Source organism: Acidaminococcus sp., from assembly GCF_050873445.1.
Classification (GTDB): Bacteria; Bacillota; Negativicutes; order Acidaminococcales; family Acidaminococcaceae; genus Acidaminococcus.
This window is the reverse complement of the sequence record NZ_JBNMIU010000004.1, coordinates 26,321-38,948: the sequence shown is the minus strand read 5'-3', so window position 1 is coordinate 38,948 and position 12,628 is coordinate 26,321. Positions and strand designations below refer to the sequence as shown.

Genomic DNA, 12,628 nt, shown 5'->3' with positions numbered 1-12,628 from the left:
GCGCCTCCTCATTCTTCCCCGATCAGGGGTTTCTTATTGCCGGCCTCATCCCGGGTGTACAGATCCACCCGGCGGATATCTGCCTGTTCAAAGGACAGTGGCACCTGGAACTGGTCCAGGAGTACCTGGAGGAATTCGGAAGCCTTCATGCTCCCGGTGGGGGTAATCTTACAGTCGAAAGCCAGTTTCAGTTCCCCGCCCTTCCATTCACTCTCCGTACTGGGGATGAATTCCTTCACATCGATGGTCTTGGGTTTGCCCTTGCCCTTTTTATGGGTCTTTGTATAGGACACCGTTTCCGCTGCAGCAAAAGCCGCCAGCCCGGTTGCCGGATCTTCGCTACAGGGGACGGATACTTCGTAACGGGCTCCCTGGGCTACAGCCATCAGTTTGGGTGCTTTGTCATCAGCCAGGTCGGCCTTCACAATATGGATTCCCATGGGCAGGGCACGGCGGATTGGTTCCACCAGTTCCTCCAGAGGATGCTCCTCCTGAAGCTTGATTTCCACGAATTCGCAGGAACTGGTCACACCCACACTGAGGGCGGAAGCCAGGGAAAACCGCATATGGGGATTGAACCCCTCCGAATAGGCCACGGGGGTCCCGGCCCGGCGCAGGGCTTTTTCGATGCTCCGCTGGTATTCCAGATGGGAAATGAACCGGATGCCCGGTTCCTTGGTGATCTGCAGCCTCAATTTCATACGTTCTTCCCCTTCCAGTCAATGATCTTGATGCCCAATTGCTGGCACACGCCGCAGCCCGTACACGTACTCCGCCGACAGTCATGGGTCAGGGCTGCCTGCTGGGCTTTTTCGTATTCGCTCCACAGGAACCTCCTGCTCACCCCGCAGCTGGTATGCTCCCAGGGAAAGATTTCTTCTTTGCCCCGTGGCCGGCTGTTATAAAAATCAGTGGTCAGTCCGCAGTCTTCGATGGCCTGCTTCCACCGGTCATAATCGAAAAATTCGCCCCAGCTGTCGAACTTGGCACCCCGCTTCCAGGCCAGGTAAATGGCCTTGCCCAGCCGCCGGTCGCCCCGGGCCAGCACTCCTTCCATCAGGCTGGTACGGGAATCATGGTACTGGTAATGGATGTTCTTCAGGCTGGCAAAGGCATGCTTCAGCAGCATATGCTTCCGGTCGAACTCTTCTTTGGTATTCTGCCCCACCCACTGAAATGGCGTATAGGGTTTTGGTACGAAATTGGACACACTGACAGTGACCTGGGCCCCCATATGACCGGTGACCTGTTTGTATTTCCACTGGACCTTCTGGGCCAGTTTGGCAATGGCCAGCACATCCTCGTCAGTTTCCGTAGGCAGACCAATCATGAAGTACAGCTTCACCTTGGTCCAGCCGTTCTCGAACGCGGCGCCCGCTGCATTCATCAGGTTCTCTTCCGTCACGCCCTTATTGATTACATCCCGCATGCGCTGGCTGCCTGCTTCTGGGGCAAAGGTCAGGCCGCTCTTCCGCACCTGCTGCACTTCCTGGGCCAGCTTCACCGAGAAGCTGTCAATCCGCAGGGAAGGCAGGGAAACACTGACCTTTTTATCGCCGAATTCCTTCAGAAGATTCAAAATCAGCGGCTCCAGATGGGAATAATCCGCTGTGCTCAACGAAAACAGAGATATTTCGTTATAACCGGTAGCCGGAACCAGCTTCCGTGCCAGCTCCATCGCCGTCTGGGGTTTCCGTTCCCGCACCGGCCGGTAGATGATACCAGCATTGCAGAACCGGCAGCCCCGGCTGCAGCCCCGGAACAGTTCCAGCATGATCCGGTCGTGGACCGTATCACTATAGGGCACAATGGGATGAGTGGGAAAATCCAGCGTTTCCAGATCCGGTTCCGCCCGCTTGTACACCACCGCAGGCGCTGTGGGCTCCAAAGATTTCTTGCCGGTAATGGTACCGTCCGATCCATAGGTCACTTCATAGAAACAGGGTACGTATACTCCCTGAATCTTCGACACCCGACGCAAAAATTCCAGCCGGCCGCCGGGTTTGCCTTCCCGTTTCCAGTCCCGGTACAGCAGGGTCACTTCCTGGATGATCCGTTCCCCATCGCCCAGCATGCAGAAATCCAGGAAATCTGTCAGGGGTTCACTGTTGAAGACACAGCAGCCTCCAGCGCATACGAAAGGATCGTCCAGCGTCCGGTCTTTGGCCAGGACGGGCACACCACCCAGGTCCATCATATTCAGGATATTGGAATAGGACATTTCGTACAGCAGCGTGAAGCCCAGCAAATCGAAGTCATCCAGTTTCCGGGAATTTTCCAGACTGGTCAGCGGCAGTTTCCGCTCACGCATCTTCTCCTCCATGTCCACCCAAGGAGCAAAGGCCCGTTCCGCTGCCACTTTTGGCAATTTGTTCAGGATTTCGTACAAAATCTTATAGCCCAGGTAACTCATCCCGATTTCGTAAGTATCGGGAAAAGCCAGACAGAAAGAAACTTCCGTCTCCGTTTCCGGCTTTACAATGCTGCCGAATTCCATGCCTGTATACCGTGCCGGTTTCTCCACAGCACTGAGGATGTCAATGGGAAAATCTTTATGCATAATCTCTCCTTAATGAAAACGCAAAGTCTGATGGTGGGCGTTGATGTTCAGCAGCAGGGCCACCATGAGCATATTGGTAGTCAGAGAGCTGACCCCATAGCTCATGAAGGGCAGCGGCACACCGGTGACCGGCATGATGCCGCTGGTCATCCCCACATTGACCAGGATATGGAACAGGAACATGGAAACGATGCCCACAGAAAGCAGGGTACCAAAATCGTCCGCCGCATGGATGGCAATGGACAGACCTCTGTAAATCACGATGCCATATAACAGCAGGATAATCGTGGTACCGATGAAACCGAATTCCTCTCCGGCCACAGCAAAGATGAAATCCGTGTGGTTCTCCGGCAGAAAGTTCAACTGGCTCTGGGTTCCGGCAAACAGGCCCTTGCCTGTGAACAGACCGGACCCGATGGCAATCATGGACTGGATCACGTGATAGCCGCTGCCATAGGGTTCCAGACCCGGGTTCAGGAACACCCGGATCCGGTTCCGCTGGTATTCGTGGAGAAATCTCCACACCAGCGGTGCCGAAGCCAGCCCCAGCCCTCCCATGATCAGAAAGTACCGGATGCGGAAACCACAGCAGATGATAAGGCCCAGCAAAATGGCCAGAAACACCAGAGAAGTGCCCAGATCAGGCTGCTTCATAACAAACAGGAACGGAATCAGCACATAACCGAATACCGGCAGCCAGCTGCGGAAATCTGTCAGAAGAGGCAGCCGGTCATCCACAAAGGAGGACAGGCTGATAATCATGATTGCCTTGGCAAATTCGCTGGGCTGGATGCTGATAGGGCCCAGCTGCAGCCACCGCTGGGCACCCAGGGCGCTCTTCCCCACCAGCATAACGGCCAGCAGCATCAGAATGTTGAAGATGTAAAGCGGCCGGGCCAGGCTTTTCAGCACCCGGTAATCGAAACGCATGAGGAACGCTCCCAGTACCAGGTTAATAGCCGCAAAACTCAGCTGGCGCAGTACGAAGCTGTAGCGTTTGGGTCCCGGGATGTTGGCATGGGTAGCACTGCCGATGAGCAGGATGCCGATGGTGATCAGAAGCAGGACGCTGATCAGCAGAGGCTTATCAATATTCCTAAAATATTTTTTCAACGAAAATTGAAAATGCAGACGCATGGTATCTCCTTACTTGGGCATGGCCTTCCCCTGCCGCCGCACCCGGGGATCTGTGAATACGTATTCCAGGATGCTCTTAACGATAGGGGCTGCAGAAATAGTCCCGAAACTGCCCTGTTCCACAATGCAGACCACTACCAGCTGAGGCTTGGTAGTCGGTGCATAGGCGATGAACCAGCCATGTTCCAGACCATGGGGGTTTTCGGCCGTACCGGTCTTGCCGGCTACGGGTACCGGCAGGCTCTTCAGGAACGAAGCAGTACCACCGCTTTCCGTAACGGCTTCCAGACCTTCCTGGATCAGCTTCAGAGTGGATTCAGAAATGGGCAGCCGCCCTTCTTCTTCCGGCTCGAAAGTTTTGGCCACACTGCCGTCATCATTCAGGATCTTGCTGACCAGATGAGGTTTGTATCGTTTGCCGTCGGTGGCCACCGCACTGAGCATCTCCGCCACCTGGATGGGGGTAGCCAGGGTAAAGCCCTGACCGATAGCCGTGTTGAACGTATCCCCCAGATACCATTCATCATCGAAGACCTTTTTCTTATATTCCGGTGAAGCAATCAGTCCCTGGGCCTCTCCGTGAAGGTCGATGCCGGTAGTCTGGCCAAAGCCGAACTCCCTGGCATATTTATCCAGGGCTCCGATACCTACCCGGTTGCCCATTTCGTAGAAGTACACGTTATCAGAAGCCGCCAGAGCCCGTTTGAAATTGATGTACCCCAGCGCTTCACCGCCGGCATTCCGCATATCGATCAGCCAATGCCGGCCGGAGTCATAGATCAGTTCATCCGGAGTCACTTTCTTTTCTTCCAGAGCTGCGGAACCGGTAACAATCTTGAAGGTGGATCCGGGAGGATATTCCCCGCCGATGGCCTTATCCGTCATGGGATGGAAAGGATCTGTGTTCAGGTATTTCCAGTTTTTCTCGCTGATCCCGTTTACGAACCAGTTGGGGTCGAACCCGGGCCGAGAAACCAGAGCCTTTACTTCCCCATTGTTGGGGTCGATAGCTACCACCGCAGCCCCTCGTGCCCCAATGGCCCGCAGCTGCCGGTCCATGGCTTCTTCCGCCACCCGCTGCAGCTTGGCATCGATTGTCAGCACCAGGCCCTGTCCCGGTTTCGGTTCCACTTTATCCATGATCTGGACCACCCGGCCGGCGACATCCACTTCTTCCCTGTAACTGCCGTCTTCGCCCCGCAGATAGGAATCATAATAGTTCTCCAGGCCGAATTTGCCGATGATATCCCCAGCCTTCAGGTCACTGTAAGCGCCCTGGGAAATTTCATAGTCACTGATTTCACCCACATAACCCAAGGCATGGACAGCCAGCTGTTTATTGGGATAGTTCCGCACCGGCTGTACTTCCAGCATGACACCGGGCAGATACCGCAGATTCTCCTCTACCTTGTCCACCACTTCCGGCGATGCATTGCGTACCAGACGGATAGGCTCCGAACTGCCCCCGGACAGCCGGATGGTTTCCTTGATGTCCTCCACCGGGATGTTCAGCAGCTGGCTCAGCCGTTCCAGGGTTTCTTCCTTATAAGCCCCGGTCTGACGCACCAGGGATACCATGACGCCGGGCTTGTTATTGGCCAGTTCCTCCCCGTTGCAGTCATAGATGATGCCCCGGGGTGCCAGAATCCGGGTATAACGGGTCCGGTTCCCTTCTGCCTGACGGCGGTAGTAGTTCCCTTTGATGATTTGCAGATAGAACATCCGTCCGATCAGGATCAGGATGACCAGGAACCCGGCCACCATCATGAATTCCAGACGGTATGCATATTTCTTATTCAGCACAGCAGACTCCTACAGATGATAATAATAATCCATGCGGCTGCGGACCCGTTTCTTCAGTTTATGGTATAAAAACCACATCACCGGAGCCGCCACCAGGTTCCAGCCCAGGCTTTTCAGGGTCAGGAACACAAAGGGCAGCAGAGGCAGCCAGCGTCCCAGCACCACGCACAGGAACAGTCCCCGGGCTACCTGCAGCAGCAGAGTCACCAGCCCGGTAAGGATCAGATAGGTAGGCAGCCGGTCAGCGAACATGTTCATCCGGTTGCGTCCCACCAGATAACCCAGGGCAGCCCGGGTCACCATATGCCAGCCAAAATAGCTGAACGTGACAATGTCCAATAAAGCACCAATACCCAGTCCGTACCATGCCCCTCTGCGCTCCCCCTGGTCCATGGCATAGAGCAGGAGGAACAACAGCAGCAGGTCAGGAGACTGGGTGGTGTTGAAAAATAAGAACCAATGATTTTCCAGAGTGAAAAGGAACAGGGTAAAAAACAGCCAGGCCAGTGCAAGAAGGATCATCCTTTACCTCCTTTACCCGACTGGGCGTCCGGATCCTGGCCCTCCCGGCGCAGGAAGTCCGCAAAGCCTTGATAATTGGTGATGACCCTGGCTTCCTCCAGATGCCCGTAATCCACAGAGGGAGCAATGGATGCCGTCTTGGTCAGCCCGCCGGCATCCATCTGGATATCCTCCACAGTGCCGATGACCAGACCTTCCGGATGGTAACCGCTGTAACCGCTGGTCACAATAGTATCCCCGGGCAGGATATCCGCATTCCGGCTCAGGTTGCGCATTTCCAGCAGCTGGTCCGGACCGGCCACACCGTTCACGATGCCGGGAGCACGGGAATCACCCCGCAGGTTCAGACCGCCGATGCGGCTGCGGGGACTGGAAATCAGCAGGACCTTGGCCATGTGGGGATACACCCCGTCCACAATGCCGATCAGCCCGGAGGAACTTACCACGGGCATGTTCACTTCCAGACCATCAGCCCTGCCTTTGTCAATCAGGATCACATCCCTGAAGTCTCCCAGGTCCCGGCTGATGACTCTGGTGGATACCATCTTCCACTGGGGATGGAGTTCACTGAACTTCAGCAGCTTGGCCAGCCGCTGGTTCTCCGCTTTCATCCCGATCAGTTCCACATTGCTCTGGCGCAGCTCTTCGTTTTCCGCCTTCAGGGCCGCATTTTCTTTTTCCAGAGCCGACTTGGAAGCAAAATAATTCCCCGTCCCCTTGAAACCGCCGCCAACGCCGCCCACCACAAAGCTGATGGGCCGTGTCAGAGTGGACAACACCGTATTCACGGCCGGAAACCGGTGGAAAGCATCCCACAGCACGCCCCCGATCAGGAGGAGCACTACCAGGAGTGCTCCCAGTCTTGCTTTCTGTTCCTTTCTCATATTTTTTCTATCTCTCCGTTAGCCATTCCGCCGGGGCCGAGGCCCTTCCCGGAACAAATTCATATTATCGGCGGCTACGCCCGTTCCCTTCACCACACAGGACAGGGTGTTTTCTGCCACCCGGACCCGCAGACCCGTTTCCCGGGCCAGGAGCCAGTCGAAATTCCGCAGCAGAGCACTCCCGCCAGTGAGTACGATACCCTCTTCGATTACATCCCGTGCCAGAAGGTCCGGCAGGGTTTCCAGCAATCCCCGGACACACTCCACCATCCGATGGGCCGGTTCCCAGAATGCTTCCCGAAGCTGGTTCTGATCCACCGTCACACTGCGGGGCAGTCCAGTTATCAGATCCCGGCCCCTGATATCCATATAGGCCGGCGGCGCCGTCTCCCGCATCGTACCGATTTCAATCTTGGCCTGCTCCGCCTGGAGCAGCCCGATAAGAAGATTATACTTTTTCTTGCAGTACTGGACAAGAGCCTGATCCAGATCCCGGCCGCCGCAGCGCAGAGTCCGAGACAAGGTGATTTTGCCCTGGGTCAAAACCGCCGCTTCCGTGCAGCCGGCTCCCAGTTCCACAATCAGCCGTCCTCTGGCTTCTTTCACATCCAGTCCAGCGCCAAGTGCCGCTGCCAGAGGGCCCTCCAACAGATAGGCCTCCCCGGCCCCTGCCTCCATTGCCGCATCCAGCACAGCCCTCCGCTCCACGCTGTTCACCCCGCAGGGCACACTCAGGACAAGCCGGGGCCGCAGCAGCGGACGTTTGCCCAGGGCCTGGTGCAGGAAATCCTTCAGCATATCCTTCGTCAGATCGAAGTCAGCTATGACCCCGTCCTGCAGGGGACGTACCACCCGAATCCCTTCCGGCGTCCGGCCCAGCATCTGCCGGGCTTCCTTCCCCACGGCCAGGATCTTGCCCCGCCTCTCTTCTACTGCCACCACAGAGGGTTCATCCAGGACGATACCTTCCTCCTTCAGCAGGATCCGGGTATGATCCGTCCCCAGATCCACCCCCAGGTCCGTGCTGAAAGACCCCAAAAGATCAAACATCCTGTTTTCCCTCCCTTTTGTTATAATAAACCATGTTCCTTAAAACTGTAATAAATCCCATCGCCGATGATCAGGTGGTCCACCAGGGGAATGCCCATCACCTTGCCCGTATCCCACAGGGTCCGGGTCAGTTCCCGGTCCTCCCGGCTGGGTGTGGGATCTCCGGACGGATGGTTATGTACCGCCAGGATGGCCGCCGCATGCTGCAGCAGAGCCGGAGCAAACGCTTCCCGGGGATGGACTACTGATGCGTTCAGCGAGCCTTCCGAGATGGGTTCGATGCCTATCACCTTCCCCTTGCTGTTCAAAAGGATCACCAGGAAATGCTCATGGGTCTTATAGCGCAACTGAGGCATCACCAGCATGGCCCCATCCTCCGGACAGTGGATGGCCTTCATGGGTTTCCCTTCGGCGCCCGCCAGCCGGCGTCCCAGTTCCAGGGCTGCCATAATCACCGTGGCTTTAGCCGGTCCGATGCCCGAAATCCGGGTCAGTTCCCGGGGATCCTGGGTCCGTACCAGACGGGCATCCTTCAGCAAATCTCCAGTCAGTTCCCGGGCAATGTCCAGGGCCGAATGGTTCCTGCGGCCGGTACCAATCAAAATGGCCAGCAGCTCAGTAATGCTCAGAGCTGCCGGTCCCCGGCTCAGCAGCCGTTCACGAGGCCGCTCCTCCGGTATCATTTCTCGTATCAGGTAGTGTGTCATGGGTTGTCACATCCAATTCTGCGAATATTGTACGTAAAGGAGCCAGAGGAAGGCCCACTACATTGCTGTAGGACCCTCTGATGGAAGGGATGAAAAGGGCTGCCCGCCCCTGAATGCCATAGGCACCTGCCTTATCCAGAGGTTCACCGGTGGCTACATAATGGTCGATTTCCCGATCGGTCAAGTCCGCAAAGGTCACTTCCGTGATCTCCACATGCTTCCATACCTTACCCTGATAATACAGGGCCATGCCGGTGAGCACCTGATGGGTCTTTCCGCTGAGCTGACGCAGCATGGACCTGGCCTTTTCCGGAGTACCGGGTTTTCCCAAAACATGCCCAGCCAGCGCCACCACCGTATCGGCAGCCAGCACCGGCACTGTATCGCCCATTGTCCGAACCACATCCCGGCCCTTGGTCAGAGCATTATCCTGCACCAGTTCTGCCGGAGATGCCGCCTTCTTTTCTTCTTCGCTGTGGCTCACCACCACCTTCGGTTCCACTCCGATCTGCCGGAGCAGTTCCAGCCGGCGGGGAGAGCCGGAAGCCAAAATCAGATCCATGGTTCCTCCTTACAGTTTATGGAACAGGAATCCTGCCAGAAGCATTCCTAGGATAGCCACCAGATTGGGAGAAAACACCAGTCCCAGGGTCAGCTTGAACACATACAGATCCAGCTCCGTGGGCGGAATCTGCAGCACCTGGTATCTCCGTACCAGGAAGTCTGTGGCCGTCCCGAAGGGCTGGGCAGCCTGGAGACTGTCACCGGCCAGGCCACCCATGATGGCACCTGCTGCCAGTACCAGCAGCAGAGTCAGGTTGTTTTTCCCCAGCATGGATCAAACCTCCACTTTTTTCCCCTTGGCATCGTAGATTTCCCCGTCACTGAAATAACCGGTGATGGTCCATTGTTCCACTTTCGTCTTTACACTCTTCTTGAAATTCCGGGCATAGTACAGGCCCAGTGCCAGCCATACGATTACGCTGCTCAACAGCACAATGCTGCTGTCAGATGCAAAGAAATGGGCGATTGCCTTGCCGAAGGCCAGGCCAGCCAGAACGGTCAGCACGGGGATTCCATAGATAATCATCTTGGCCTTCTTTTCATCCAGAGTCTGTTTCCCTACGATGACCCGGGTCCCCCGCTTGGCTTCGCAGGCATTCCAGCAGTCCAGCATCTTGGGACGTTGTTCCCCGGGACGCTGTTCAATCTTTACCTTGGCACGCTGTTTGTTCACAGCGATGACTTTACCTACATACACACTGTTGTTGCTCATGGTTCTACTCCTTTATTCTGGAAAATCTAAAAACTGATTGGGATACCGCCGGGCCAGCAGGTCGATCATCCGGTCGCTGCATTTGAACAGCAGTCCGCACAGAGTTCCCTTATCCCGATATACCAGCAGCCGGTCCGGCTGGGAATCAATGGAAGAATACCGGCGAACATACCTTTTGATGGCGGTCTTGCGAAAGAAACTCCGCTTATAGTGATTGGTGAAGCTTTCCATCTGATCCAGGGGAATGCGCAGGGTACGGCGTATGCCCAGGCCCGTCATCTCAATGATCATTTCCTGTTCCGTCAGTTCATAACTGTACCGGTACAGACAGCGCCAAGCCCACAGAATCACAAAAAGGACATTATACCCCCATCCCATCAGGCTGAACTGACCCATGGCAAAGGTATGGTATCCCTCATAGATCCAGGACAGAGCAATGAATCCTAATGTGGTCCATTGCAGCAGCTTCCGGCTGGCGCTCACTGTTGAATATTCTTTGTATGCTTCCAAATTTGACTCCTTTGCTCCATTTCCATCACGAAAAGCAATATCTCTCTTATTATAACAAAATTTTTTCCAATAGAAAGGCGTTTTTCCATAAAAAAAGAGCTGTTGCCGAAGCAACAGCTCTTTTAACCATTCAAGTACAGGTTGGATTATTTCGAGCCAACCATTGCCAGCATAGTACCGGCAGCAACAGCCGTACCGATAACGCCGGCCACGTTCGGACCCATAGCATGCATCAGCAGGAAGTTGCCGGGGTCAGCCTGTTGTCCCACAACCTGGGACACACGGGCAGCCATAGGCACAGCGGAAACACCAGCAGAACCAATCAGCGGATTGGTCTTGCCGCCATCCAGGAGGCTCATCAGTTTACCAAACAGCACACCGCCGGCAGTACCACCGATAAAGGCAACCAGACCCAGGCAGATGATTTCAATGGTCTGTACGGTCAGGAAGCTTTCAGCCTTCATAGTCAGGCCAGTACCGGTAGCCAGCATGATGGTTACGCTGTTCATCAGGGCATTTTGTGCCGTGTCAGACAGACGATCCATACAGCCGGATTCGGTGAACAGGTTGCCCAGCATCAGCATCCCAATCAGAGAGCAAACGGAGGGCAGCAGCAGGGAAATGAAAACGGTGGCAACGATTGGGAACACTACTTTTTCGAAGTGAGTTACCGTACGCAGCTGAGCCATTTTGATGCGGCGTTCTTTCTCGGAAGTGAACAGCTTCATCACAGGCGGCTGGATCAGTGGCACCAGAGACATGTAGGAATAAGCAGCTACGGCAATGGCACCCAACAGATGGGGAGCCATCTTGGAAGCCAGATAAATAGAAGTCGGGCCGTCAGCACCGCCGATGATGCCGATAGCGGAAGCTTCCTGTACGTTGAAGCCCAGCAGCATAGCGCCCAGCAGAGCGACGAACACACCGATCTGAGCAGCAGCGCCCAACAGCAGGGTCTTCGGGTTGGCAAGCAGCGGACCGAAGTCAGTCATTGCCCCTACGCCCATGAAAATCAGCGGAGGGAAGATTTCGTATTTGATCCCGCCCAGGATCAGCTGCATTACGCCCGGATCGGTTTCAAAACCGGTACGGGGCACGTTGGCCAGAATGCACCCAAAGGCAATCGGGCTCAGCAGCAGGGGTTCGAACCCCTTGACAATGGCCAGATACAGCAGGATACAACCTACCAGCATCATGACGGCATTGCCCCAGGTAAAAGCCACGAAACCACTGTCGTTGATAACAGAAGTCAGGGCTACCACAAAAGCATCCATGTTCTAAAATCCTCCTTTAGATACGGAGACGTATTAGAGAATTACCATTACGTCGCCGGTGCTTACGGTATCGCCAGCGTTTACGCGGACTTCAGAAACCGTACCATCTTCAGGAGCCATGATTTCGTTCTGCATCTTCATAGCTTCCAGGATCAGCAGCACGTCACCAGCTTCCACTTTGTCGCCGGGTTTCACGTTAACGGACAGGATCTTGCCGGGCATCGGAGCTTCTACAGTTACAGCGCCAGCAGGAGCAGCAGCAGCCGGTTTAGCAGCAGGAGCAGGAGCAGCAGCCGGAGCGGCAGCAGGGGCCGGAGCAGCAGCCGGAGCAGGAGCAGCTACAGGAGCAGGAGCAGCAGCCGGAGCGGCGGGAGCAGCAGGAGCTGCGGTTACAGCGCCGCCAACTTCTTCAACTTCGACAGTGTAAACAGTACCGTTAACGTTAACATTGAATTTTCTCATGAGAATACCCTCCTTAAATTGTGTAAAACGCAAGCATTTTGATTGACAGATCGTCCCTCAACAATCTGTATGGTTTAGAAGAAATGATGGGGCAGAGCCATCGGTTCCATCTTCTTCTGGTGCTCGGCAATGGCTGCCGTCAGTGCAGCGGCCACCATGTCGTCCTCATCCTGGATCATTGCCAGGACAGCAGCCATGGCTGCCACTTTTTCTTCTTCCTGCCGTTGGCTGGCTGCAGCCGAAGCTGCCGGTTTAGCTACAACAGGCTTTTTTTTCCCCTTCGCCTTGTTCTTCGTCGGATCGACGGCGTGGATCAGTACCATCAAAAGACCCAGAACAATCAGCACGCCGAATACGATGGTCATATTGATCAGCATAATCAGCCAAGGATTGTTGGTCATGAACGTTTCACCTCTCTTTCCTGTACCTGAATGGTTTGAAAT

At 55.3% G+C, this 12,628-nt stretch carries 15 protein-coding genes; all 15 read right to left on the bottom strand.

The annotated features are described in order from the left end of the window. Positions 1 to 8 precede the first annotated feature (8 nt). The 15 genes from ACR0QW_RS01435 to gcdD all read right to left on the bottom strand — a co-directional run bounded on the left by ACR0QW_RS01435 (position 9) and on the right by gcdD (position 12,586). A complete protein-coding gene (locus ACR0QW_RS01435; protein ID WP_432641944.1) occupies positions 9 to 701 on the bottom strand; it encodes a TIGR03936 family radical SAM-associated protein in 693 nt (230 codons plus the stop codon). Next, a complete protein-coding gene (locus ACR0QW_RS01430; RefSeq protein WP_432641943.1) occupies positions 698 to 2,560 on the bottom strand; it encodes a TIGR03960 family B12-binding radical SAM protein in 1,863 nt (620 codons plus the stop codon). The genes ACR0QW_RS01435 and ACR0QW_RS01430 overlap by 4 nt, the downstream gene beginning before the upstream one ends. Before the next feature lie 9 nt (positions 2,561 to 2,569). Beyond that, positions 2,570 to 3,697 (bottom strand): rod shape-determining protein RodA, encoded by a 1,128-nt coding sequence (gene rodA / locus ACR0QW_RS01425; RefSeq protein WP_432641942.1) that lies wholly within the window; start codon positions 3,695 to 3,697, stop codon positions 2,570 to 2,572. A 9-nt stretch (positions 3,698 to 3,706) separates the two neighbouring features. Continuing rightward, positions 3,707 to 5,500, bottom strand: coding sequence for a penicillin-binding protein 2 (gene mrdA, locus ACR0QW_RS01420; protein ID WP_432641941.1), 1,794 nt, complete (start codon positions 5,498 to 5,500; stop codon positions 3,707 to 3,709). Positions 5,501 to 5,509: 9 nt separating this feature from the next. Continuing rightward, complete coding sequence (mreD, locus tag ACR0QW_RS01415) at positions 5,510 to 6,022, bottom strand: rod shape-determining protein MreD (protein WP_432641940.1); 513 nt, start codon at positions 6,020 to 6,022, stop codon at positions 5,510 to 5,512. Next, positions 6,019 to 6,906 (bottom strand): rod shape-determining protein MreC, encoded by an 888-nt coding sequence (mreC, locus tag ACR0QW_RS01410; RefSeq protein ID WP_432641939.1) that lies wholly within the window; start codon positions 6,904 to 6,906, stop codon positions 6,019 to 6,021. Before mreC ends, mreD begins: the two co-directional genes overlap by 4 nt. Positions 6,907 to 6,924: 18 nt before the next feature. Then, positions 6,925 to 7,956, bottom strand: coding sequence for a rod shape-determining protein (locus ACR0QW_RS01405; RefSeq protein WP_432641938.1), 1,032 nt, complete (start codon positions 7,954 to 7,956; stop codon positions 6,925 to 6,927). Positions 7,957 to 7,976: 20 nt separating this feature from the next. Continuing rightward, the gene (gene radC, locus ACR0QW_RS01400) at positions 7,977 to 8,663 is read right to left on the bottom strand and encodes a RadC family protein (protein WP_432641937.1); all 687 of its coding nucleotides are present in this window, start codon (positions 8,661 to 8,663) and stop codon (positions 7,977 to 7,979) included. Beyond that, positions 8,614 to 9,225 carry a Maf family protein gene (locus ACR0QW_RS01395; protein ID WP_432641936.1) on the bottom strand — a complete coding sequence of 204 codons (612 nt, stop codon included), beginning with the start codon at positions 9,223 to 9,225 and terminating at the stop codon, positions 8,614 to 8,616. The genes radC and ACR0QW_RS01395 overlap by 50 nt, the downstream gene beginning before the upstream one ends. Before the next feature lie 9 nt (positions 9,226 to 9,234). Continuing rightward, on the bottom strand, positions 9,235 to 9,498 hold the full coding sequence (locus ACR0QW_RS01390; protein ID WP_432641935.1) for a DUF4321 domain-containing protein: 264 nt from the start codon (positions 9,496 to 9,498) through the stop codon (positions 9,235 to 9,237). 3 nt (positions 9,499 to 9,501) lie between these two features. Next, a complete protein-coding gene (locus ACR0QW_RS01385; RefSeq protein WP_432641934.1) occupies positions 9,502 to 9,939 on the bottom strand; it encodes a SoxR reducing system RseC family protein in 438 nt (145 codons plus the stop codon). Positions 9,940 to 9,951: 12 nt separating this feature from the next. Then, entirely contained in the window at positions 9,952 to 10,449 is a 498-nt protein-coding gene (locus tag ACR0QW_RS01380; protein ID WP_432641933.1) for a hypothetical protein, read from the bottom strand. 146 nt (positions 10,450 to 10,595) lie between these two features. Next, positions 10,596 to 11,723 (bottom strand): sodium ion-translocating glutaconyl-CoA decarboxylase subunit beta, encoded by a 1,128-nt coding sequence (gcdB, locus tag ACR0QW_RS01375; protein WP_432641932.1) that lies wholly within the window; start codon positions 11,721 to 11,723, stop codon positions 10,596 to 10,598. Between the two features lie 33 nt (positions 11,724 to 11,756). After that, complete coding sequence (gcdC, locus tag ACR0QW_RS01370) at positions 11,757 to 12,185, bottom strand: sodium ion-translocating glutaconyl-CoA decarboxylase subunit gamma (protein WP_432641931.1); 429 nt, start codon at positions 12,183 to 12,185, stop codon at positions 11,757 to 11,759. Positions 12,186 to 12,259: 74 nt separating this feature from the next. Further along, a complete protein-coding gene (gene gcdD, locus ACR0QW_RS01365) occupies positions 12,260 to 12,586 on the bottom strand; it encodes a sodium ion-translocating glutaconyl-CoA decarboxylase subunit delta (RefSeq protein ID WP_432641930.1) in 327 nt (108 codons plus the stop codon). Between the last annotated feature and the right edge of the window lie 42 nt (positions 12,587 to 12,628).